This window comes from Phyllobacterium sp. NPDC097923, assembly GCF_044760925.1.
Classification (GTDB): domain Bacteria; phylum Pseudomonadota; class Alphaproteobacteria; order Rhizobiales; family Rhizobiaceae; genus Phyllobacterium; species Phyllobacterium calauticae.
Genome location: NZ_JBIWBL010000001.1, coordinates 848,147 through 870,064 on the forward strand (window position 1 = coordinate 848,147; position 21,918 = coordinate 870,064).

Genomic DNA, 21,918 nt, shown 5'->3' on the forward strand with positions numbered 1-21,918 from the left:
TCGATACAGTAGTGAAGGCTGATCTCCCCCCTTGTGGGGGAGATGGGCGGCAGCCCAGAGGGGGGTAAAAGGAAACACATGAGCGAACACCTTCTGGAACTGAAAAATATCGGCAAGCGCTTTGGCGGCCTTGTGGCGCTGGATGCTGTCTCGCTCTCGATCAAGCCTGGTGAAATCCACTGTCTCGCCGGAGAGAACGGTTCCGGCAAATCGACGATCATCAAGATCATGGCCGGTGTTTACCAGCCGACCGATGGTGAAATCCTGATCGATGGCAAGCCGGTCTCCGGCATGACGCCTGCCCAATCGGTGCAGCATGGCATTCAGGTCATCTATCAGGATTTTTCCCTGTTCGGTAATCTGACCGTCGCTGAAAATCTGGCGTTGAACACGCTGCTTCTCGAAGGCAAACGCACCGTCAACTGGCGCCGTGTGCGTGAACTCGCCGAAAAGGCGCTTGCCCGGCTCGGTGTGACCATGGACCTCGACGCCGATGTCGAGACACTGCCGACATCCGGCAAGCAGATCGTGGCGATCGCCCGTGCGGTCATGGCCGATGCGCGCCTGATCATCATGGATGAGCCGACGACGGCGCTGACCCGGCATGAGGTCGATGCACTGTTCCGCATCGTGCGCGATATCCAGGCGCAGGGTATCGCCGTGCTGTTCGTCAGTCACAAGATGCGCGAAATGCTGGAGATCAGCGAACGGCTGACGGTCCTGCGCAACGGCAAGAAGGCCGCCGAAGGCCCGATCAGCGATTTCGATGAGCCTGCGATCACCCGCGCCATGACCGGTCATGACCTGACCGATCAGGTCTATCGCTGGCAGCCGACAAAGGGCGATACGCTGCCGCGTCTCGACGTGCGCAATCTCAGCATTGCCGGCAGCCTCGATGACATCAACCTGACATTGCATGCGGGCGAGATTGTCGGCCTGTCCGGCCTCATCGGCTCCGGCCGCACGGAACTGGCCCTGGCGCTGTTCGGCATGCATCCCAAGTTCACCGGAACCGTCAAGATCGACGGCACGAGCGTGCATCCGAAGACCGTGCAGGAGGCCATTGCCAGCGGCCTGGCCTATGTGCCGGAAGACCGGCTGACGGAAGGCCTGTTCCTGACCCAGTCGATCGAGCGCAACATGCTGGCGACATCGCTCGACAATTTTGTCCGGGGCCTGTTCATCGACCGCAAGAAGACGGCAAAGGCCACCACCGCCATGTTCGGTGCCATGCAGATTGCCGCGCCCGGACCCTATACGCCCGTCAACCATCTCTCCGGCGGCAATCAGCAGCGCGTGGTTCTGGCGCGCTGGCTGTTGACCGGGGCACGGGTGCTCATCCTCAACGGCCCGACCGTTGGTGTCGATGTCGGTTCCAAGGCGCAGATTCATCGCAAGATCCGCGATCTCGCCACCCAGGATGGCCTTGCCGTTTTGATGATATCCGACGATGTGCCCGAGCTTGTGCAGAACTGCAACCGCGTCATCATCATGCATCGCGGCCGTTTCGTCGATGAAGTCGGACCTGATGCTTTGGATGAAGATACTCTAAACGACCGCCTGAAGGCCTTGAAATGACTCTGTTTCGCCGATCGGAATTCATCATCGCGTGCATCCTTTTTGCCGCCATGATCATCATTGGACTGATCAACCCGGCCTTCTGGTCGCTGGACAACCTGTTCGGGCTTCTGCGCAGTAATGTCATCATCGGCATCATGGCGCTCGGTGTTCTCGTGGTGATGATCTCGGGCGGCATCGACGTGTCGTTCACCGCCTTTGCCGCCGCGGCCATGTACCTGACCATCAAGCTGATGATCTATATGGGCTATGAGGGCGTGTTTCTGCCCTTCGTCGCGGCGACGCTGATCGGCCTGTTTCTCGGCGCGTTCAATGCGTTTTTCATCCACACGTTCCGGATGATCCCGCTGATCGTCACGCTGGGCACCGGCAGTGTGGTGCGCGGCTTGCTGCTTGGCCTTGTCGGCACCAGCGTCATCAACATCGACAAGATGCCCCAGCAGCTGATCGCGTTCGCCAAGACCGATCTGGTCAGTCTGACCTCGGCCACCGGCACCAATTTCGGCCTGACGGCGATGATCCTGATCTATCTCGGCCTTGCCCTCGTCACCCACCTTTTCCTGCGCTACACCATGGCGGGGCGCAGCATCTTTGCGTTGGGCGGCGCGCCGGAAGCGGCGAGCCGTGTCGGCTTCAACACCCGCCGCACGCTGTTCTTCGTTTATTGCTTTGCCGGGGCGCTGGCTGGTTTTGCCGGTCTCCTGCACGGCTCGATGATCTGGCTCGCCAATCCGCGTGATTTTGCCGGGCTCGAACTCGACGTCATCGCCGCCGTCGTGCTTGGCGGCGCCTCGATCTTCGGCGGACGCGGCAGCGTCATGGGCACGCTGCTCGGGGTGTTCATGCTTGTCATGGTCAAGAACAGCCTGATCATCATGAAGGTCGACACCACGTGGCAGCGCGTCGTCGTCGGCCTGATCATTATCGTTGCGACAGCGTTGACCGCCTGGCGTGACCGCAAGAAACTGGTGTGAGAGCAGGGAACGTCATCATGCAAAACAGCTCATTCGCCAAGCGCATTTTTGGACAGGACCGCAACATCCTGCAACTGCTCGTCATCACCGTGCTCGTCTTCGCACTGATGTCCTATCTCAACCCGGACAAGTTCCTGCGCTACTACAACTTTGAATCCATCACCTACATCATGCCGGAGCTTGGCATCCTTGCCATTGCCATGATGATCGCCATGCTGACCGGCGGCATCGACCTTTCGGTGGTGGGCATTGCCAATCTCGCCGGCATCCTTGCCGGTGTGTTCTTCCATTCGGTGATTGTCGGAACCAGCCAGTCCACCGGCATGGTGCTGCTTTATACCGGCATCGGCGTCCTGATGGCGCTCGCCATCGGCCTTCTCGCCGGGGTGCTCAACGGTTTCCTCATCTCCAAATTGCGCATCACGCCGATCCTGGCGACGCTGGGCACCGGGCAGATCTTTACCGGTCTTGCCGTGGTCCTCACCGGCGGCCCGGCGATTGTCGGCTTCCCGGATGCGTGGAATTTCATCGGCAACGGCAAGATTCTGGGCATCGCCACCCCGTTCATTCTGTTCGTCGTCGTTGCGGGTGCCGTCGCTGTCCTGCTGACGCGCACCACGCTCGGCGTCAACCTGATGCTGATCGGTACCAATCCGCGCGCCGCGATCTTTGCCGGTCTGCGCAAGGACCGGATGATTTTCTACTCCTACATGATGACGGGGCTGCTCGCGGCCATTGCCGGGATCATCCTGTCGGGCCGGACCAATGCGGCCAAGTCCGATTACGGCGCATCCTATCTCCTGCAGGCCATCCTGATTGCCGTGCTCGGCGGTACCAATCCGGCTGGCGGTAAGGGCAGGGTGCTCGGGGTTTCGATTGCCCTGATCGCGCTGATGCTGCTGTCTTCCGGCTTCCAGATCCTGCGTTTTTCCAACCACCTGATCGACTTCATCTGGGGTGGTTTCCTGCTGCTGGTCATCGCGCTCAACGCTTTCAGGAACAGCGACAGGTAGGGGCATGTTTCTTTCGTGAAGTCATTGATATAGAGCAATTTCAAACACTACGGATAAGGCAAGGAACATAATATGGCTCGTCGCATTGCAGTCGTTGGCAGCAACATGACCGATCTCGTCACGTCGATCATCCGCATGCCGGCGCCCGGCGAAACTCTGGAAGCACCGGCATTCGCCATGGGGTTCGGCGGCAAGGGTGCCAATCAGGCCGTGGCCGCCGCCCGGCTTGATGCCGACGTGATGATGGTCACCAAGGTGGGCGATGACGTGTTCGGCCAGAGCACCATCGACAATCTGCGCAACAACGGCATCGATATCAGCCATGTCGGCATGGTGGCCGGGCAGTCGAGCGGCGTTGCACCGATTTTTGTCGACGAGTCGGGCGAGAATTCGATCCTGATCATCAAGGGCGCGAACAATGATCTCAAGCCCGCCGATATCGATGCGGCCGCCGAAGACCTGAAGCAATGCGACCTGATCCTGATGCAGCTGGAAGTGCCGCTGGAGACGGTCTACTACACCGCCGCCTTCGCCGAGAAACACGGTATCGAGACCATCCTCAATCCTGCCCCTGCCGCGCCCGATCTGGATGCCGCGAAGGTTGCCAAAGTCACCTTCGTGGTGCCGAACGAGAGCGAGTTGGCCTTACTGACCGGCATGCCGACCGATACCGACGAACAGATCGAACAGGCGGCCCATGCGCTGATCACCCGGGGTATCCGCACCGTGATCGTCACGCTCGGCTCGCGCGGTGCGCGGCTGATCACCGCCGACAAGTCGACCATGATCGAACCGGTCAAGGTCAAGCCGAAGGACACGACCGGTGCCGGCGATGCCTTCATCGGCAGCTTTGCCCGCTTCTACGTCGAGACCAAGGAGCTGGAAGCGTCGCTGCAGAAGGCGGCGCTTTATGCGGCGGATTCGATCACGCGTCCGGGCACGCAGAAATCCTACGCGACGACGGCGGAGTTCGAGGCCTTCGTCGCTGCCAACAGGGCTTAAGGCCAATACCCGCAAGAATGAGGAACCAACCGTGCTGAAAAATCTCGATCCGCTGCTGAATGCCGATGTCCTCTATGCGCTGAAGTCCATGGGGCACGGCGACCGTCTGGTCATTTGCGATACGAATTTCCCCGGCGATTCCGTCGGCCGGCAGACCCGTCTCGGCCGCCTGCTGCGGATCGATAATGTGAGCGCGCCGCGCGCCGCCAGGGCCATTCTTTCGGTCATGCCGCTCGATACCTTCATCGATGACGCCGCCGCGCGCATGGAAATCGTCGGCAGCCCCGATGAGATTCCGGATGTGCAGAAGGAACTGCAGGCGGAAATCGATGCCGCCGAAGGCAAGCACTGGCCGATGGTCTCGATCGACCGCATGGCCTTCTACGAGCACGCCAAGAATGCCTATTGCGTCATCGCCACCGGCGAGCGGCGTTTTTACGGCTGCTTCATCCTGACCAAGGGCGTGATTGCGCCGGACGCAGCCTGAAATCTTTTGTTGCCGTTGCACTAAGCGTGGTGCGTGGTTCGACAAGCTCACCATGAGGGATGGAACGAGCTGCAGGAAACTATGTTCTGCAGCGTTTGTGATCAACCGTGCACCAGACCACTTCCCTCATGGTGAGCTTGTCGAACCACGCACCACCCAACGCCTTCAGACGTCCCGGCGCGGCGGCGCCGTCGAACCGCGCACCACCAGCGTTGCCTCGAGATAATCATCCTGCAAAGGCCCGTTGTCGGTACCCGTGATGGCGGCAAACGCCCGCGCGGCGATCTGCTCGACGGGCTGGCTGATCGTGGTCAGGCGCGGCGTCACCAGATTGGCCAGCGGAATATCGTCGAACCCGATGATCGACACGTCGTCCGGCACTTTGAGGTCGAGATCGCTGGCGGCGCGCAGAAGACCGATGGCCTGCTGGTCGCTGGCCGTGGCAATGGCGGTCGGGCGCTCATGCGGCGGACGGTCGAGCAGGAAGCGCCCGAGTGTTTCGCCCGACGCATAGTCGAAATGGCCCTCAACCGCCTCGCAGCGCACGCCTGCCGTGCCAAGCATGTTGAGGAAGCCGGCGCGCCGTTCGCGCGAAACCGGCGCATCGGCGGAACCGGCGATATAGGCGATACGCTCATGGCCGAGCGCCACGAGATGCGCAGCGGCAAGCGCTGCTCCCCGGTAGTGATTGACGGAAATGAGCGGCAATCCGGTAAAGCGCCGGTCGACGGCAACCGTCGCCACGTCGCTGCTCCAGCCCTTTGAGGCACCGAACTGCGTCGGCACGACGATGAGGCCGGTGGGATAGCTTTTGAGCAGGCTGTCGATCTGCGCCAGTTCGATCTTCGGATCGTCATTGGTGATCGACAGAAGCACCGAGAAACCGGCCTGCGAGGCAATCGCCTCCACATGTTTTGCCAGTTCGGCAAAGAACGGGTTGGTGATATCGGGAATGACGAGGCCGATCATGTCCGTGCGGCTGCGGCGCAGACCGCGCGCGACGCCGTTCGGCCGGAAATTCAGCTCGCGAATGGTGGCTTCCACCAGTTCGCGCAGTTCCTTGCCGACGGTCTCGTTCTTCGCCAGAACGCGTGAAACAGTGCCGACGGAAACATTGGCCCGTGCTGCTACATCTTTGATGTTGACCATCTTCCCATGCCTGACCTGTTGCGGGTGCCGTGTGAAGCCGGCAACTCCATATATCCCTATGCTTTCGTCAATCTTTCACGATATTTGTCAAGGATTACTGCAAGGATAATCACAAATCCGGTGATCATCTGGCGCATGAAATCGCTGAGGCCGAGCAGGATGAGGCCGTTGGCGAGTACGCCGATGATGCAGGCACCGAGCAGGGTGCCGACAATGCTGCCGCGTCCGCCGCTCAGGCTGGTGCCGCCGATGATGACAGCGGCAATGGCATTGAGCTCGAAGCCGATGCCGATGATCGGGCTGGCGATGTTCAGGCGGGCCATGTAGATGATCGCGCCGATGCCGACGAGAACGCCGCAGATGGTGAATGCAGCCACCTTGTAGAAGAACACGTTGTGGCCGGCGAGGCGGGCCGCTTCCTCATTGTTGCCGATGCCGTAGAGCACGCGGCCGAACACGGTCTTGGTCAGCACGAACCAGCCGATTGCCACCAGCACCAGCGCAATCAGGAACAGGAGCGGAATGCCGTAGAAGGTCTGCGAGCCGAAGGCGTTGAAGGCGGCCGGGAAGGAATAGATGGTCGATGCATTGGTGACCTGCAGTGCCGCGCCGCGGGCAATGTTGAGCGTGCCCAACGTGACGATGAAGGAGGGGATCGCCCACCAGGCGCTGATCAGGCCGTTGAGGAGGCCGAAGGCGATGCCGGCCACGATGGCGCTGATGGTGGCGAGGAACACGGCAACGGCAGGATCGAGCCCCGGCAGCGTCATCACTGTGCCCGCAACCACCGCGCAGAAGGACAGGACGGAGCCCACCGAAAGATCGATGCCGCCGATGAGGATGACGAAGGTCATGCCGATGGACAGCACCAGATTGATCGTCACCTGCGTCAGGATATTGGTGACATTGCTGGAGGACAGGAAGTGCGGCGTGAAGGAAAACACGATGATCAGCGCGATGAGCGCGATGCCGATGCCCGCTTCGCGCAGCACGGTCTTGGTCGTGGTGGCGATGGTTTTGCTGCCCGCCTGCGCCGTGGTCAAATCAGTGGTGTCCATGGTTGCGTTCGTCCTTGTAGGCAAAGTTCAAAATGCGCTCTTCGGAAAAGTCCGCGCGTGCCACTTCACCGGCAATGCGGTGTTTCGACATGACGAGGATGCGGTCGCTGAGGGTGATGAGTTCGGGCAGTTCCGAGGAGACGATGAGCAGCGCCAGCCCCTTTTCCGAAAGGCCGCGCAGCAGCGCGTAGATTTCGGCCTTGGCGCCCACATCGACGCCGCGGGTCGGCTCGTCGAGCAACAGGATTTTCGGGTTGTTCGCCAGCCACTTGGCCAGGACGACCTTTTGCTGGTTCCCGCCCGACAGCGTGGAGACCGCATCGGCGGTGTCACCGTATTTCAGCTTGATCTCGCCGCCGAGCGCACGCGTCAGCCGGGTTTCCTCGCGTTTGTCGAGAAGGCCGAGCCGGGAAACCTTGCGCAGGCTCGCCAGCGTGACATTGGCCGCAATTGCCATGCCGAGGATCAGGCCCTCTTCCTTGCGGTCTTCCGTGACGAAGCCGATGCCGTCACGAATGGCCTGTTTGGGATTGCGGTAGTGGCGCGGCTGGCCGTCGCGTTCAATCGTGCCGGACAGCGGCAGGTCGGCGGCGAAGATCGAGCGCAGCAGTTCGGTGCGGCCGGAGCCGACCAGTCCGGCGATGCCGAGGATTTCACCGTAATGCAGATCGAACGAAACGCCTTCCGCGTGCGGGGAGGCGGGATGGCGCAGATTGCGCAGGGAAAGCGCGGTGCGGCCGCTCGTGTCGAGATCGCGCGCGGCGGCCATGGCGGCGGCAAGCTGGCGCCCGACCATGTTGGTAACCAGCTGATCGGTCGTCGTTCCCGCAATATCCGCCGTCATGACGGATTCGCCGTTGCGCAGGACCGTGACCCGATCACAGATGGAGAAAACCTCGTTGAGGTGGTGTGAGACAAACACGACAGCAACGCCCTTAGCCTTCAGGGCGGCGATGATCTGGAACAGCCGTTCGGTCTCGCGTGCCGTCAGGGTTGCGGTCGGCTCGTCGAGAATGAGGATGCGGCTGTCGCCCATCAGCGCCCGGGCGATTTCCACCAGCTGGCGGTGCGCCACGCCGAGGGATTCCACCGGGCGGCGCACATCGACATCGCCCAGCCCGATGGCATCGAGCGCCTTGCGGGCTTTTGCGTAGAGCGTGGGGTAATCAACCATGCCGAACGCCTTGTGCGGCATGTCCTCAAAGCAGATGTTTTCGGCAACCGAGAGGTAGGGCAGCAGGTTGAATTCCTGGTGGACGACCTGAATGCCGGCCTTCTTCGCATCGCCCGGCGTGTGCGGATCATAGGTCCCGCCGTCGAGTGCGATCTCCCCGGCATCCCGCTGGATGATCCCGCACAGGATCTTGATCAGCGTCGACTTGCCCGCGCCATTTTCACCGACCAGCGCATGCACCTCGCCGGGGCGCAGCGAAAAGCTGACGCCGTTGAGGGCGACAACGCCGCCGAAGCGTTTCTTGACGCCCGAGAGTTCGAGCACCGGCCCTGCACCAGCACCGGCCGGTGCCGGAGCGGCTGCGCCTGCCATGTCAGTGTTTTCCATGATCATCGACCCGGTTGGCGGCTGTGCCGAACCAGACACAGCCGCGGTTTACCCCGTGTTACTTCACGTCGTCCGATGTCACGAGCTTGATGTCGGTCTTGACCCAGCCTTCGAGCGGCTTGCCGCCGGCCACGACGCCAAGCGCCTTGTCGATGGCGTTGGCGGCCATCTGCTGGCCGAACTGGTCGACCGTGGCAAGCAGCTTCTTTTCCTTCAGCAGCGGCTGGACAGCCGGGATATTGTCAAAGCCGACGACTTCGATCTTGCCTGTTTTACCAGCCGCTTCGATGGCCTTGACGACGCCGAGAACCATGGAGTCATTGGCTGCCATCACGCCCTGGATATCCGGATGGGCGGTCAGCATGTTGGAGAATACCGTGTTGGCTTCTTCGGTTTCCCAATGGGCGGTGCGCGAGTCGAGCAGGTCGAGCTTGCCCGCCGTGACGGAGTCCATGAAGCCGAGCTTGCGCTGGGCCGCATTGTCGGCGCCGGGATTGCCTTCGATGATGACCACCTTGGCGCCTGCACCGAGCTTTTTGGCGAGCGCATCGCCGGCCATCTTGGCGCCTTCGCGGTTGTCCGGGCCGACAAAGGCGAGCTTCAGGCCTGCCTCCTGCTTGGCCTTGTCATCGAGCGCCACGTCGAAATTGACGACAGTGATACCGGCATCCACGGCACGCTTGATCGGCGGAACGAGCGCGCGGGAATCGGACGGGGCAACAACGATGGCATCGACCTTTTGGGTGATGAAGCTCTCGATGGCATTGATCTGCGTCTCGACATCGGTCTCGGACTGCATGCCGACGGCTTTCAGCGTGTAGTCGCCGCGCTTGGCCTCGTGGGCCTTTGCGCCCTCGAGCATGTTCTTGAAGAATTCATTGGCAAGGGATTTCATCACAAGCCCGACGACGGGCTTGTCGGCGGCATAGCTAACTGCAGGCATGGCGAGCGTGCCGGCCAGAAGGCTGGCGGCAATAAAACGTGCGAATTTCATTGTATTCCTCCCAGAATGACAAAAGACGTTCAGCGGTTTGCCACGTCCTCCAACATGGCGATGAAACGTTTCATTGCGCGGGCGCAATAGCGGCGTCTCAGCTCAATAGGAGCCCGAAGATCACGGATTTGTCAACATGAAACGTTTCATTCAAGAGATGGGCGGGTTGCGTGCGAACAGAACGCTGCCTGTGGAACCTTACAGATAATCCGCGACGCGGTTGGCAGCCCAGTGGTAAAAACTGCCGGGAACAAGCGGCTGGTTGGTCGGGTCTTTCTTGTGGACGTGGAAGCCGATGAAATCCGGATGGTCGAGCGGTTCCAGTCCATAAGCCGGGTCAAAGATGCGCAGGGCATCGCGCGCCGTCCAGTAGTAGAAATTTTCCTTCGGCGCGGCATCCTTGAAGAAGCCATAACGCTTGGCCATGCGCGAAATGCCGTCATTGGCGAAGGCCGTGATGCCGATGGTGGCCGGGGTTACCTTCTGTCCGGTCATCCGGAACCAAGCCGGGCGCATGACGCGGCGGCGAAAGCCCAGCCATGGCGGAACGACGACCGTTCCTTCCATATAGGCGTCGAACTCGCCGATGACAGGATTGTCCGGCGGCAGGTACATCGCCGATACGCCGAGGCGGAAGTGGTTTTCCCGGGCGAGGTAAGGCTTGTCGGTCGCCGGATGAAACTGCTTCATCAGATAGATGTCGGTATCGAGCCAAAGGCCCTGCTGTTTCTTCATCAATGTGACGCGAAACAGGTCGCTGAACTGGGATACGACGTGGCCGGCATTCTCGATATCGGGAAAATCCGGGTCGATGCGCCGAAGATATTTTTTGTCCAGTATCGGTGCCGCATCGCAAATCTCGATGCCCTTGGGAAGGTTTGCGATCTCGTCGAACGCGTAGAGTTTCACCCGCTGTCCGGTCATCACCATCGATGCCAGACAGACCCGGTCCACCTCCCGAAGGCGCGGGCCATACCAGAAGGTGCAAATATCCATGAACTATTCCAGCGGAAAAAATTGTTAAAGTGCCAGTCCATCTATGAGAGTTGCTGATCCCGGTCAATCGCATTGTTAGACTAAAGTCGTAGACGTTTGGCCGCATTTCAACGACGCAAAACGTGAGGGAAGGCACGGCCGGGTAGCGGAAATCAGAGTGGATCAATTTTCCACGGATCCGCATTTTTAAAAAAGCCGGACTCCCGCATTCCGCTTCGCTGGAATGAAGTTCTTTCATTCATTGTTGCGGCAGCAATAAATTGGCGCGAATTTGCCCCGGGTTGTGAAACCATCCTTTTCTTCCGGCGACGCGTTCCACTATGGTTGCCGCTCGTATCGGCACATCGTAAGACGCCGAAAAACAGTGGACAGTGATTTTCATGACCAAGAGCCTGACGCACCTTCAGCGTCTTGAAGCCGAAGCGATCCATATTTTCCGCGAGGTTGCCGCAACATTCACCAAGCCGGTGATGCTGTATTCGATCGGCAAGGATTCCTCCGTGATGCTGCATCTGGCGATGAAGGCCTTCTATCCGGCCAAACCGCCGTTTCCGTTCCTGCATGTGGATACCACGTGGAAATTCAAGGAGATGATCGCGTTTCGTGATTCAGAAGCGAAACGTCTCGGCTTCGACCTGCTGCTGCACAGCAACCAGGACGGCATTGACCAGGGCATCAGCCCCTTCGTGCATGGATCGAACACCCATACCCATATCATGAAGACTGTCGCCCTGCGGCAGGCGCTTGACAAATACGGCTTCGACGCGGCATTCGGCGGCGCGCGGCGCGACGAGGAGAAGTCGCGGGCCAAGGAGCGCATTTTCTCCTTCCGCAACGCGCAGCATTCCTGGGACCCGAAGAACCAGCGCCCGGAAATGTGGAAGATCTACAACACGCGGGTCGCCAAGGGCGAATCCATCCGCGTTTTCCCGATCTCCAACTGGACCGAGCTCGACGTCTGGCAGTACATCCTGCAGGAGAACATCCCGATCGTCCCGCTCTATTACGCCGCCAAGCGGCCGGTTGTGGAGCGCGATGGCATGCTGATCATGCGCGATGACGAGCGCATGCAGCTGCTGCCCGGCGAAGAGCTGCAGGAGAAGCTTGTTCGCTTTCGCACGCTCGGATGCTATCCCTTGACCGGTGCGATTGAATCCGATGCGGTGACCTTGCCGGAAATCGTCAGCGAAATGCTGATCGCCCGCACCTCCGAACGGCAGGGCCGCATGATCGACAAGGACGAAGCCGGTTCGATGGAGAAGAAGAAGCGCGAGGGCTATTTCTGATGAACACCGTTGCCCCGATCGAGGCTTCCGCCGCCGAGGAAATCCGCGCCTACATGGCCGAACAGGAAAAGAAGTCGCTGCTGCGCTTTCTCACCTGCGGTTCGGTCGATGACGGCAAGTCGACGCTGATCGGCCGTCTGCTCTACGACACCAAGCTGATCTTCGAGGATCAGCTGGCCGCCCTGCAGAATGACAGCCGCAAACATGGCACCAATGGCGAGGATATCGATTTTGCGTTGCTGGTCGATGGTCTGGAAGCCGAACGCGAGCAGGGCATCACCATCGATGTCGCCTACCGTTTCTTCTCCACGCCCAAGCGCAAGTTCATCGTCGCCGACACGCCCGGCCACGAGCAATATACCCGCAACATGGCGACCGGTGCCTCCACCGCCGATCTTGCCATCGTGCTTGTCGACGCGCGCCAAGGCATCCTGCGGCAGACACGCCGCCACAGTTTCATCGCCTCGCTGCTCGGCATCCGCAACATCGTTCTGGCCATCAACAAGATCGATCTCGTCGATTACTCCCAGACCATTTTTGACAGGATCGTCGCCGACTACCAGGACTTTGCCGGCAAGCTTGGTTTCCAGTCGATCCAGCCCATTCCGCTTTCGGCCCGCTTCGGCGACAATGTGATTTCCGCCTCCGCCAACATGCCTTGGTACAAGGGCCCGGCGCTGCTCGAACATCTCGAAGACGTGCCGCTTGCCGATGCGGATGAGGAGCGCCCGTTCCGGTTTCCGGTGCAATATGTCAACCGGCCCAATCTCGACTTCCGCGGCTTCTCCGGCACCATCGCCTCCGGTGTCGTGTCACCGGGAGACGAGGTGGTCGTCGCCAAATCAGGCAAGTCCTCGCGCGTCAAGCGTGTGGTGACGCTGGACGGCGACCTTGACCGGGCTGTCGAAGGGCAGGCGGTGACGCTGGTGCTGGAGGACGAGGTCGAGGTGTCGCGCGGCAACATGCTGGTGGCACCTGGTGCCCGGCCCGAGGTGGCGGACCAGTTTGCCGCGCATCTCGTCTGGTTTGCCGAACATGCGCTGATCCCCGGCCGTTCCTATATCCTGCGCACAGAGACCGATCAGGCGACAGCCACGATCACCGATCTCAAATACCGAATCGATATCAACAGCTTCGCCCAGGAAGCGGCCAAATCGCTTGACCTGAATGAAGTGGGCGTTGTCAATATTTCAACGCAGGAGCCGATTGCCTTCGACCCCTACAAGTCGAACCGCTCGACCGGGTCGTTCATCCTGATCGACCGTCTGACCAATGCGACGGTCGGCGCCGGCATGATCGATTTCGGCCTGCGCCGCGCGTCCAATGTGCACTGGCAGGCGCTGGATGTCAGCAAGGCATCGCGCGCCGACCAGAAGAACCAGAAGCCGGCGGTGATATGGTTCACGGGCCTGTCCGGTTCGGGCAAGTCGACGGTCGCCAATCTCGTTGAAAAACGCCTGTCGTCGCTCGGCAAGCACACCTATATTCTCGATGGCGACAATGTGCGCCATGGGCTCAACCGCGACCTTGGCTTCACCGAAGAGGACCGGGTGGAAAACATCCGCCGCGTCGGCGAGGTGGCCAAGCTGATGGTGGATGCGGGCCTGATCGTGCTGGTCTCGTTCATTTCGCCGTTCCGTTCGGAGCGCCGCATGGTGCGCGAGCTGCTGGCCGATGGCGAGTTTCTTGAAATCTTCGTCGATACGCCGTTCGAGGAATGCGCGCGGCGTGACCCGAAGGGGCTTTACGCCAAGGCACTGCGCGGCGAGATCAAGAATTTCACCGGCGTCGACTCGCCCTATGAAGCGCCGGAGAATCCGGAACTGCATCTGCACACGGTCGGCCGCACGACGGAGGCACTTGCCTCGGAGGTGGAGAAGCTGCTGGTCGAGCACGGCATCATCTTCAACTACGATCAAAGCTCATGGTCGATTTAGGCGATGCCTGATTTATTCACCCCCCTCGATCACTCGAGCCTGCTTGCCGTCCTGGAAACCGCGGCCATTGCGGCCGGGCAGGAAATCCTGCGCATTTACGCGGAGGGCTGTGATTTCGCGCTGAAGGATGACCAGTCGCCGGTCACGGAAGCCGATCACGCCGCCGAAGCCATCATCCTGGCGGCTCTGCGCAGGGCGACGCCTGACATACCCGTCGTGGCGGAAGAGGAAATCTCCGGCGGCCACGTGCCCGGCGATCTCGGCGCGCGCTTCTATCTGGTGGATCCGCTCGACGGAACGCGGGAATTTGTCAGCCGCAACGGTGATTTCACCGTCAACATCGCGCTGATCGAAAACGCGGCGCCCGTTCTCGGCGTTGTCTATGCCCCCGTGCGCGGTGTGCTGTTCACGGGCGGCACTGCCGGCGCGCAGGAAGTTGCCATCGGCGAGGGCGGTGCCGTCACCGCACGCAAAGCCATAGGCTGCCGCACCAGTCCGGACGACCTCATTGCCGTTGCCAGCCGCTCGCACCGCACGCCGGAAACCGATGCCTATCTGGAAAAATTCCGTGTTGCCGACTGTGTGTCCGTCGGGTCGTCACTGAAATTCGGCCTGCTTGCACGCGGTGAGGCCGATATTTACCCGCGTTTCGGCCGGACCATGGAATGGGATACGGCGGCGGGCGATGCGGTCCTGCGCGCTGCCGGAGGCATAACCCTGACGCTGGATGGCAATCCGCTGACCTATGGCCGCCGCAATCAGGCCGACGACGCCGATTTCGCCAATCCGGATTTCGTGGCCTGGGGAAAGCTATAGTCTGATCGCAATGACATTTGCGTGGTGCGTGGTTCGACAAGCTCACCATGAGGGATGTGGATTGGTGCAAGATCAATCGCGAAGGTTGCAGAGTGTAATTCCCTGCGATCCACGCCCTCCCTCATGGTGAGCTTGTCGAACCACGCACCGCGCTGTTGCCATCCGATCGCCGGTTACCCTGGTCGCTTCCTCAACAGGATCGTCACCACAAAAAACGCGCCGATGGAACTGGTAACGATACCGATGGGTAATTCCTGCGGCGCCAGCAGCAGACGGGCCGCGAGGTCGCTGAGCAGGATCAGCAGGGCGCCGAGCACGGCGCAGGTGACGATCAGTCCCGCATGCAGCTGCCCGGAAAAACGCCGGGCAATGTGCGGGATCATCAGGCCGACAAAGCCGATGACGCCAGCCACCGAGACAAAGATCGCGGTGGAGAAGGCGCAGACGATGAACACCGTGTTGCGCAGGCGCGTCACCCTTATGCCAAGGCTTTCCGCCGTGTTTTCGCCAGCCAGCAGGGCATCGAGATTGCGGTGGTTGTACAGGGCGTAGACCAGGATGGCGGCAAGCCCGGTGAGGGCGAGCGGCAGGTTCTCCCAGCGGGCAAGGCCAAGGCCGCCGAGTGTCCAGAACATCACCGAATGCGCGGCGCGCTGGTCGCCGGCAAACACCATGTAGTTGGTGAGTGCAGCAAACAGGAAGGAGACGGCAAGGCCCGCCAGGATCAGCCGCTCCGGCCCCTGTCCCTGCACGCGCCGCACCAGCATCAGCACGACGATGGCCGCCAGCATGCCGCCGCTGAAGGCGGCAATCGGCAGCGTCCAGATGCCGAAGCGGTCGCCGATGACCGTAATCACCGAGACTGCTCCCGCCGCCGCGCCATTGGAAAGGCCGAACAGGAACGGATCGGCAAGGTCGTTGCGGGTGACGGTTTGCAGCAGCGCGCCGATAATGCCGAGCCCCGCGCCGACGCAGATCGCAAGGATCACCCGCGGCAGGCGCAGGTCAACGATGATCTTGCCGACCGGGCCATTGACGACGGTATCGGAGAGACCGGCGGCATGGGCGAGGGCGCGCAGGACGTCGCCGAGCGGAATGACCGTTGCCCCATAGGCAATCGACACGAGGGCGAGGGCCAGAATGGCCATCACCCCCGTCATGAGTGTCAGATGCTGACGGAAAGGCAGATGCACTCAGAATGCTTCCGGATGCATGGCCTTGGCCATCTTGGCGATGGCCTCGATGTTGGCCGGTCCGGGCGTCAGTTCCGCATAGCGCAGGGCGACGAAGCGGTTGTTCTTGACGGCGTCGGTTTCCTTCATTGCCGGATGGGATTTGAGGAAGTTGAGCAGCTTCTGGTAACCCGCATCATCCTGATAATCGAGGAGGACGAGGAATTCCGGATTGCGCGTCGCCACGGTTTCCCACGAAGTAGTGCCCCAACTGGTGTCGAGATCGGCCATGATGTTGGTGCCGCCGGCTTCGCTGATCATCGCCGTGGGAATGGCGAACTTGCCCGCTGTAAACGGCTTGTCCTCGCCGGAATCATAGAGGAAGACGCGGGTGCCGCTCTTGTCGCCGATCTTGGTCTTGATCGCGGCAAGTTCTGTCTTCCAGCCGCCGACGAGTTTATTTGCCTCGTCCTCTTTGCCGAAAATTTTGCCGAGCTTTTCCATGTCGCCATAAAGCAGGTCCATGGATGCAGCGGGCCGGGACTTGTCGAGATGAACGCAGCTTTCGGTCAGTTCAAGCGTCTTGATGCCATGCGGCGCCAGCGTGTCGGGGGTCACTTCGCCGCCCGGCTTCATGCCGTAATTCCAGCCGGCGAAGAAGAAATCCGGTTCCGCCGCAATGAGATTTTCAAGGGTCGGGTATTTGGGCGCAAGCTCGGGAATGGCGCCCAGCTGCTTCTTGAAGGCGTCGTCGAGCTTGTACCAGCCGGTAATGCCCGAAACCCCGACCATCGAGGATTGCAGGTGCAGGGCGAAGGCCATTTCGCTCATGTTGATGTCCTGGATGACCGCGCGCTTTGGCGCGGCCTCGAAGGTGAGGGGGTTGCCGCAACTTTCGACCGTCACGGGAAACGCCCATGCGGGGGCGGACAGCGCCGATAAGGCGAGGGCGAGCAGCATTCTTTTCATCAAATTCTCCGTAGCTGAGCAGTTTGTTTTGTGGTTGGTCCGGGTGCTTCGAACACCATGAGATCGCGATCCTGCGAGGGATGGCGCAGGCGCAGCACATCGAGATCGAAGACATCGCTGACGATGCGCGGCGTCAGCGTTTCGTCGGGCGTGCCGGCGGCGACGAGCTGGGCGGCATGCATGACGGCGACGTGGGTGGCAAACGGCGCCACCAGCGGCAGGTCGTGCAGGACTGCGATGGTTGTCACGTCGAGGCCGGCGACCAGCGCCAGCAGTTCGCTGCGCGCTTTCGGGTCGAGGTGATTGGTGGGTTCGTCGAGAAACAGGATATCCGGCTGCTGGGCGATGGCGCGCGCCAGCTGCACGCGCTGCCTTTCGCCGCCGGAGAGCGAGCCGATGGGACGGCGCGAAAACGCGGCGATCCCGGCGCGGAGCAGGGCTTCCGTCACGATATCCCGGTCTTTCGCCTTGGTCAGGGTGCCGGTGTGCGGGATGCGGCCAAGGGATACATAATCGTCCACCAGCAATTGCGGGTCCGGCATGTCGGTCTGGCCGACGAAGGCAAATCTCCTGGCCCGTTCCTTCGGCGGCAGCCGGTCTATTGCCGTGCCGTCGAGATGGACGTTGCCGGAGGAGGGACGCAGCAGCCCGGCCAGCATGCGCAAAAGCGTGGATTTCCCGGCGCCATTCGGCCCGATAATGGCAAGACGCGCGCCGCGCACGATGTCGAGCGATACCTCATCCACCAGCGTCTGGCCGGCTGTGCGGAACGTCACCTCGTCGGCACGCAGGGCGACATGGCTCATGGGCGGATATCCGTGACTGCAGGCAAGGCACATGGTGTCAAATCCCAACCGGTAAACGTCGTCGCGTCATCGCGGACGCGTCGTTCTCGTATAGTAACGTTATAACATTAGTCAATACCCGATATGTCATGGCTGCCCCGGCCGCGGCTGGCCGCCGGCGGTCTTGCACGGGGTGCAGAGGATAATCAGGTGGTCGGGTCTTGGCGTGGTCATGCCGGTGCCTTGCCTTGTGGACAAAGGTTAGGGGAACGCGGCCAATGCACCATCGCGACAATGCGGGAGAGGACATCGCATCGCTCCCGGCACACCCCGTCCGGTTCGAATTGTAGATGAGATGGCAGGTCTCCTGGCTCGCGGGTCTCAGCTTCGCCTTGCCTTCCCGACCTTCCGGTCAGTGGCATGTCAGGCATCGCTCACCGCTTACAGTTGCGGGGGCAGCCACGGTCTCGGTCCCTTTTGGGTACGCCTCACCGTGTTCCCTTTTCATCTCCCGCGTTGTCGTGCAGAAGAAACCATCGGCGCGAATGCTATGCGGCCAGCCGCGCAGTTGCAAGCACGTTTATGCGGCAATTTTTGCCGCTGCCAAAATTTTTGGCAAATGAAAGATTTCAATTGGCCGGTAACTCGTTAGAGTGCGGGGAGCATTTGTGGAACCGCGGTTTTTTTGAATCAGACTTTTGAGGCGATATGGCAATTCACGCAGCAGTCTATCATCTGACGCATTACCGGTATGACCGGCCCATCACGCTCGGGCCGCAGATCATCCGGCTCCAGCCAGCACCCCATTCCCGGACAAAAGTTCTCAGCCATTCCCTGAAAGTCAGTCCGGCCAATCATTTCGTCAACCTGCAGCAGGATCCCTACGGCAATTTCCTCGCCCGCTTCGTCTTTCCCGAACCGGTGACGGAGCTGAAGATCGAGGTCGATCTCGTCGCTGATATGACCGTCTACAATCCATTCGATTTCTTCGTCGAACCGGTCGCCGAAACCTGGCCGTTCAGCTATCCCGAAGAGATCAGCGACGACCTGTCGATCTATATGAAGCCGGAATCGGCAGGACCGCTGGTTTCGGCTTTCCTTGCAACCATCGATCGCAGCCCGACGAACACGGTGAATTTCGTCGTCGATCTCAACGCACGTATCCAGCGCGAGATCGGCTACGTCATCCGCATGGAAACCGGGGTTCAGGAGCCGGACGCCACCTTGAACCTGCGCTCGGGATCGTGCCGGGATTCAAGCTGGCTGCTGGTGCAGGTCCTGCGCAATCTCGGTTTTGCTGCACGGTTCGTCTCCGGCTATCTCATCCAGCTGAAGCCTGATCTTGTCGCCATCGATGGTCCCGCCGGAACGGACAAGGATTTCACCGATCTGCATGCCTGGTGCGAAGTCTATCTGCCGGGGGCGGGCTGGATCGGTCTCGACCCCACCTCCGGGCTTCTGACCGGCGAAAGCCACGTACCGCTTGCCGCCACCCCGCACTATCGCAACGCTGCACCGATTTCCGGCATGGCGGAATTCGCCAATGTGGAATTCGGTTTCGATATGCGGGTGACGCGTGTGTCCGAGCACCCGCGCATCACCAAGCCGTTTTCCGACGAATCCTGGAATGCGCTCGATGCGCTCGGCGAAAAGGTCGACGCGATCCTGAACGAACGGGATGTGCGCCTGACCATGGGCGGCGAGCCCACATTCGTGTCCATCGATGATTTCGAATCGGGCGAATGGAACACCGATGCGGTCGGGCCGACCAAGCGCGAAAAGGCCGACAAACTGATCCGGCGGTTGCGTGAGCGTTTTGCGCCGGGCGGTTTTCTGCATTACGGGCAGGGCAAGTGGTATCCGGGCGAAAGCCTGCCGCGCTGGACGTTCTCGCTTTACTGGCGCAAGGACGGCAAGCCGATCTGGGTCAACCCCGATCTGATCGCGCCCGAGAACGGCAAGGCTGACGTCAAGCCGGAAGATGCCGGGAAGCTGCTCGTCGCGTTGGCGCAGGAGCTCGGTGTTGAAGAAGAGATGGTGGCGCCCGCCTATGAAGATCCGGCGGAATGGATCATCAAGGAGGGCAATCTTCCCGACAATGTCGATCCGTCCAACTCCAGGCTGAAAGACCCGGAAGAGCGCAGCCGCATCGCCCGGGTTTTCGAGCGGGGCCTGACCGAGCCGAGCGGTTTTGTCCTGCCGGTGCAGCGCTGGAACAGCCAGGCCTCCGGCCCGCGCTGGCGCAGCGAAAAATGGAAGACGCGGCGCGGCAAGCTGTTCCTGGTGCCGGGCGATTCGCCCGTCGGATACCGCCTTCCGCTCGGCGCCCTGCCGCATGTTCCGGCCTCGGACTATCCCTATATCGTGCCGGTCGATCCGTCGGTGGATCGCGGGGCGCTTCCCGACCCAGCACCGCAGGCGCGTGAGAACATCCTGGCGGTTGCCTCTTTCACCGCGGACGAAGGCAACCAGCAGGAGCGGGTCGAGCAGGAACTGGGGGAAATCGGCGGGGCCGTGCGCACCGCCATATCGGTCGAGCCGCGGGACGGGCGCCTCAGCGTGTTCATGCCGCCGGTGGAGGCGCTCGAGGACTATCTGGAACTGGTTGCGGCGGCGGAAGCTGCGGCGCACAAGCTCGGCCTGCCGGTTCACATCGAAGGTTACAGCCCGCCGCAGGATCACCGCATCAACGTCATCCGCGTTGCGCCCGATCCCGGCGTGATCGAGGTGAATATCCATCCGGCCGCCAACTGGCGCGACTGCGTGGCAACCACAACGGCAATCTATGAGGAGGCTCGCCAGACGCGCCTCGGTGCCGACAAGTTCATGATCGATGGCCGCCATACCGGTACCGGCGGCGGCAACCATGTGGTGGTCGGCGGGGAAACACCCGCCAACAGCCCGTTCCTGCGCCGTCCTGATCTGCTCAAAAGCCTTGTCCTGCACTGGCAGCGGCATCCGTCGCTTTCCTACCTGTTCTCCGGCCTGTTCATCGGGCCCACCAGCCAGGCACCGCGCATCGACGAGGCGCGGCATGACAGTCTCTACGAGCTGGAGATTGCCCTTTCGCAGGTGCCGCGGCCGGGCGAGGGCACGCCGCCTTTGCCCTGGCTGGTCGACCGGCTGTTCCGTAATCTTTTGGTGGATGTCACCGGCAACACGCATCGTTCGGAAATCTGCATCGACAAACTGTTCTCACCCGATGGTCCGACCGGCAGGCTCGGGCTGGTCGAGTTCCGCGGTTTCGAGATGCCGCCCAATGCGAGCATGAGCCTTGCCCAGCAATTGCTGATCCGCGCGCTGATCGCCCGGTTCTGGAACAATCCGATTCAGGGCAGTTTCGTCCGCTGGGGCACGGCACTGCATGACCGTTTCATGCTGCCGGCCTATGTCTGGCAGGATTTCCTCGATGTTCTCGCCGATTTGCGCGAGAACGGCTTTGATTTCCGGCCGGAATGGTTCGAGGCTCAGCTGGAATTCCGCTTCCCCTTCTGTGGGGAAATCGAAAGTGAGGGCGTCAAGCTGGAAATCCGGCAGGCGCTGGAGCCATGGCATGTGATGGGCGAGCAGGGTGCCATCGGCGGCACGGTGCGCTTCGTCGATTCCTCGGTGGAACGGCTGCAGGTCAAGGTCGACGGCTTCAATCCGGCCCGCTACAGCGTGGCCTGCAACGGGCGCGAGGTGCCGCTGAAGATGACGGACAGCCAGGGCACGGCGGTTGCCGGTGTGCGCTACAAGGCGTGGCAGCCGCGCTCCGGCCTGCATCCGATGATCCCGGTCAACACGCCGCTGGTTTTCGACATTTACGACCAGTGGTCGCAGCGGGCGATCGGCGGTTGCGTCTATCATGTCGCACACCCCGGCGGGCGCAGCTATGATACGTTCCCGGTCAATTCGAACGAGGCCGAGGCGCGCCGGCTGGCGCGTTTCGAGCCGCGCGGCCATACGGCCGGCGGATATGAATTGCGCAGGGAGCAGCCGTCGGGTGAATTTCCGATGACCCTTGATCTGAGAAGGCCGAGGCATTGAGATATGGTTGGCATCATGGCTGTGCGTGGTTCGACAGGCTCACCATGAGGGAGCGGGAGGATTGCAGGCAGACATATCCTGCGACGTGGCAGATTGACGTTGCAAACCACGC

Annotated in this window: 17 protein-coding genes and 1 riboswitch; of the genes, 9 read left to right on the forward strand and 8 right to left on the reverse strand. The window is 61.2% G+C overall.

Features of this window, described 5'->3' with window-relative positions; all coding sequences use genetic code 11:
* Positions 1 to 78: 78 nt before the first annotated feature.
* From ACIQWS_RS04255 to ACIQWS_RS04275, 5 genes are all read left to right on the forward strand, one after another.
* Entirely contained in the window at positions 79 to 1,578 is a 1,500-nt protein-coding gene (locus ACIQWS_RS04255; RefSeq protein ID WP_223611482.1) for a sugar ABC transporter ATP-binding protein, read from the forward strand.
* Positions 1,575 to 2,552, forward strand: a complete 978-nt coding sequence (locus ACIQWS_RS04260; RefSeq protein WP_288192851.1) for an ABC transporter permease — start codon at positions 1,575 to 1,577, stop codon at positions 2,550 to 2,552. Before ACIQWS_RS04255 ends, ACIQWS_RS04260 begins: the two co-directional genes overlap by 4 nt.
* 17 nt (positions 2,553 to 2,569) lie before the next feature.
* On the forward strand, positions 2,570 to 3,565 hold the full coding sequence (locus ACIQWS_RS04265) for an ABC transporter permease (RefSeq protein WP_403170523.1): 996 nt from the start codon (positions 2,570 to 2,572) through the stop codon (positions 3,563 to 3,565).
* Positions 3,566 to 3,637: 72 nt separating this feature from the next.
* Positions 3,638 to 4,567 (forward strand): ribokinase, encoded by a 930-nt coding sequence (rbsK, locus tag ACIQWS_RS04270; protein ID WP_403170527.1) that lies wholly within the window; start codon positions 3,638 to 3,640, stop codon positions 4,565 to 4,567.
* A 31-nt stretch (positions 4,568 to 4,598) separates the two neighbouring features.
* Positions 4,599 to 5,054 (forward strand): RbsD/FucU family protein, encoded by a 456-nt coding sequence (locus tag ACIQWS_RS04275; protein ID WP_346305210.1) that lies wholly within the window; start codon positions 4,599 to 4,601, stop codon positions 5,052 to 5,054.
* Between the two features lie 165 nt (positions 5,055 to 5,219).
* Here the strand turns inward: ACIQWS_RS04275 and ACIQWS_RS04280 are convergent, their stop codons facing one another.
* The 5 genes from ACIQWS_RS04280 to ACIQWS_RS04300 all read right to left on the reverse strand — a co-directional run bounded on the left by ACIQWS_RS04280 (position 5,220) and on the right by ACIQWS_RS04300 (position 10,812).
* A complete protein-coding gene (locus tag ACIQWS_RS04280) occupies positions 5,220 to 6,203 on the reverse strand; it encodes a LacI family DNA-binding transcriptional regulator (protein WP_346305202.1) in 984 nt (327 codons plus the stop codon).
* 56 nt (positions 6,204 to 6,259) lie between these two features.
* The gene (locus tag ACIQWS_RS04285) at positions 6,260 to 7,261 is read right to left on the reverse strand and encodes an ABC transporter permease (RefSeq protein ID WP_346305203.1); all 1,002 of its coding nucleotides are present in this window, start codon (positions 7,259 to 7,261) and stop codon (positions 6,260 to 6,262) included.
* Positions 7,248 to 8,807, reverse strand: coding sequence for a sugar ABC transporter ATP-binding protein (locus tag ACIQWS_RS04290; RefSeq protein ID WP_403170532.1), 1,560 nt, complete (start codon positions 8,805 to 8,807; stop codon positions 7,248 to 7,250). The genes ACIQWS_RS04285 and ACIQWS_RS04290 overlap by 14 nt, the downstream gene beginning before the upstream one ends.
* A gap of 73 nt (positions 8,808 to 8,880) precedes the next feature.
* Positions 8,881 to 9,816 carry a sugar ABC transporter substrate-binding protein gene (locus tag ACIQWS_RS04295; protein ID WP_403170534.1) on the reverse strand — a complete coding sequence of 312 codons (936 nt, stop codon included), beginning with the start codon at positions 9,814 to 9,816 and terminating at the stop codon, positions 8,881 to 8,883.
* 198 nt (positions 9,817 to 10,014) lie between these two features.
* Positions 10,015 to 10,812 carry a hypothetical protein gene (locus tag ACIQWS_RS04300; protein WP_346305206.1) on the reverse strand — a complete coding sequence of 266 codons (798 nt, stop codon included), beginning with the start codon at positions 10,810 to 10,812 and terminating at the stop codon, positions 10,015 to 10,017.
* Between the two features lie 380 nt (positions 10,813 to 11,192).
* Here ACIQWS_RS04300 and cysD point away from each other — a divergent pair, with 380 nt between their 5' ends.
* The 3 genes from cysD to cysQ are packed head-to-tail and all read left to right on the forward strand — an operon-like array spanning position 11,193 to position 14,851.
* A complete protein-coding gene (gene cysD, locus ACIQWS_RS04305; RefSeq protein ID WP_403170539.1) occupies positions 11,193 to 12,098 on the forward strand; it encodes a sulfate adenylyltransferase subunit CysD in 906 nt (301 codons plus the stop codon).
* The gene (gene cysN / locus ACIQWS_RS04310) at positions 12,098 to 14,035 is read left to right on the forward strand and encodes a sulfate adenylyltransferase subunit CysN (protein ID WP_403170542.1); all 1,938 of its coding nucleotides are present in this window, start codon (positions 12,098 to 12,100) and stop codon (positions 14,033 to 14,035) included. Before cysD ends, cysN begins: the two co-directional genes overlap by 1 nt.
* A 3-nt stretch (positions 14,036 to 14,038) precedes the next feature.
* Positions 14,039 to 14,851: a 3'(2'),5'-bisphosphate nucleotidase CysQ gene (gene cysQ / locus ACIQWS_RS04315; protein ID WP_403170544.1), complete on the forward strand. Its 813-nt coding sequence runs from the start codon at positions 14,039 to 14,041 to the stop codon at positions 14,849 to 14,851.
* A gap of 173 nt (positions 14,852 to 15,024) precedes the next feature.
* Here the strand turns inward: cysQ and ACIQWS_RS04320 are convergent, their stop codons facing one another.
* The 3 genes from ACIQWS_RS04320 to ACIQWS_RS04330 are packed head-to-tail and all read right to left on the reverse strand — an operon-like array spanning position 15,025 to position 17,798.
* Entirely contained in the window at positions 15,025 to 16,011 is a 987-nt protein-coding gene (locus tag ACIQWS_RS04320; protein ID WP_346305541.1) for an iron ABC transporter permease, read from the reverse strand.
* A gap of 33 nt (positions 16,012 to 16,044) precedes the next feature.
* A complete protein-coding gene (locus tag ACIQWS_RS04325; RefSeq protein ID WP_403170546.1) occupies positions 16,045 to 16,992 on the reverse strand; it encodes an ABC transporter substrate-binding protein in 948 nt (315 codons plus the stop codon).
* Positions 16,992 to 17,798: an ABC transporter ATP-binding protein gene (locus ACIQWS_RS04330; protein ID WP_346305538.1), complete on the reverse strand. Its 807-nt coding sequence runs from the start codon at positions 17,796 to 17,798 to the stop codon at positions 16,992 to 16,994. The genes ACIQWS_RS04325 and ACIQWS_RS04330 overlap by 1 nt, the downstream gene beginning before the upstream one ends.
* Positions 17,799 to 18,116: 318 nt before the next feature.
* Positions 18,117 to 18,330: riboswitch (cobalamin riboswitch) on the reverse strand.
* Between the two features lie 155 nt (positions 18,331 to 18,485).
* Between ACIQWS_RS04330 and ACIQWS_RS04335 the strand changes: the two genes are divergently transcribed.
* Entirely contained in the window at positions 18,486 to 21,806 is a 3,321-nt protein-coding gene (locus ACIQWS_RS04335) for a DUF2126 domain-containing protein (RefSeq protein ID WP_403170549.1), read from the forward strand.
* Positions 21,807 to 21,918: the final 112 nt, after the last annotated feature.

Excerpts from the sequence above, each read along its gene's own strand:
- ACIQWS_RS04255 (WP_223611482.1), top strand. The coding sequence starts at position 79 with ATGAGCGAACACCTTCTGGAACTGAAAAATATCGGCAAGCGCTTTGGC.
- ACIQWS_RS04260 (WP_288192851.1), top strand. The coding sequence starts at position 1,575 with ATGACTCTGTTTCGCCGATCGGAATTCATCATCGCGTGCATCCTTTTT.
- ACIQWS_RS04265 (WP_403170523.1), top strand. The coding sequence starts at position 2,570 with ATGCAAAACAGCTCATTCGCCAAGCGCATTTTTGGACAGGACCGCAAC.
- rbsK (WP_403170527.1), top strand. The coding sequence starts at position 3,638 with ATGGCTCGTCGCATTGCAGTCGTTGGCAGCAACATGACCGATCTCGTC.
- ACIQWS_RS04280 (WP_346305202.1), bottom strand. The coding sequence starts at position 6,203 with ATGGTCAACATCAAAGATGTAGCAGCACGGGCCAATGTTTCCGTCGGC.
- ACIQWS_RS04285 (WP_346305203.1), bottom strand. The coding sequence starts at position 7,261 with ATGGACACCACTGATTTGACCACGGCGCAGGCGGGCAGCAAAACCATC.
- ACIQWS_RS04290 (WP_403170532.1), bottom strand. The coding sequence starts at position 8,807 with ATGGCAGGCGCAGCCGCTCCGGCACCGGCCGGTGCTGGTGCAGGGCCG.
- ACIQWS_RS04295 (WP_403170534.1), bottom strand. The coding sequence starts at position 9,816 with ATGAAATTCGCACGTTTTATTGCCGCCAGCCTTCTGGCCGGCACGCTC.
- ACIQWS_RS04300 (WP_346305206.1), bottom strand. The coding sequence starts at position 10,812 with ATGGATATTTGCACCTTCTGGTATGGCCCGCGCCTTCGGGAGGTGGAC.
- cysD (WP_403170539.1), top strand. The coding sequence starts at position 11,193 with ATGACCAAGAGCCTGACGCACCTTCAGCGTCTTGAAGCCGAAGCGATC.
- cysN (WP_403170542.1), top strand. The coding sequence starts at position 12,098 with ATGAACACCGTTGCCCCGATCGAGGCTTCCGCCGCCGAGGAAATCCGC.
- cysQ (WP_403170544.1), top strand. The coding sequence starts at position 14,039 with ATGCCTGATTTATTCACCCCCCTCGATCACTCGAGCCTGCTTGCCGTC.
- ACIQWS_RS04320 (WP_346305541.1), bottom strand. The coding sequence starts at position 16,011 with ATGACGGGGGTGATGGCCATTCTGGCCCTCGCCCTCGTGTCGATTGCC.
- ACIQWS_RS04325 (WP_403170546.1), bottom strand. The coding sequence starts at position 16,992 with ATGAAAAGAATGCTGCTCGCCCTCGCCTTATCGGCGCTGTCCGCCCCC.
- ACIQWS_RS04330 (WP_346305538.1), bottom strand. The coding sequence starts at position 17,798 with ATGAGCCATGTCGCCCTGCGTGCCGACGAGGTGACGTTCCGCACAGCC.
- ACIQWS_RS04335 (WP_403170549.1), top strand. The coding sequence starts at position 18,486 with ATGGCAATTCACGCAGCAGTCTATCATCTGACGCATTACCGGTATGAC.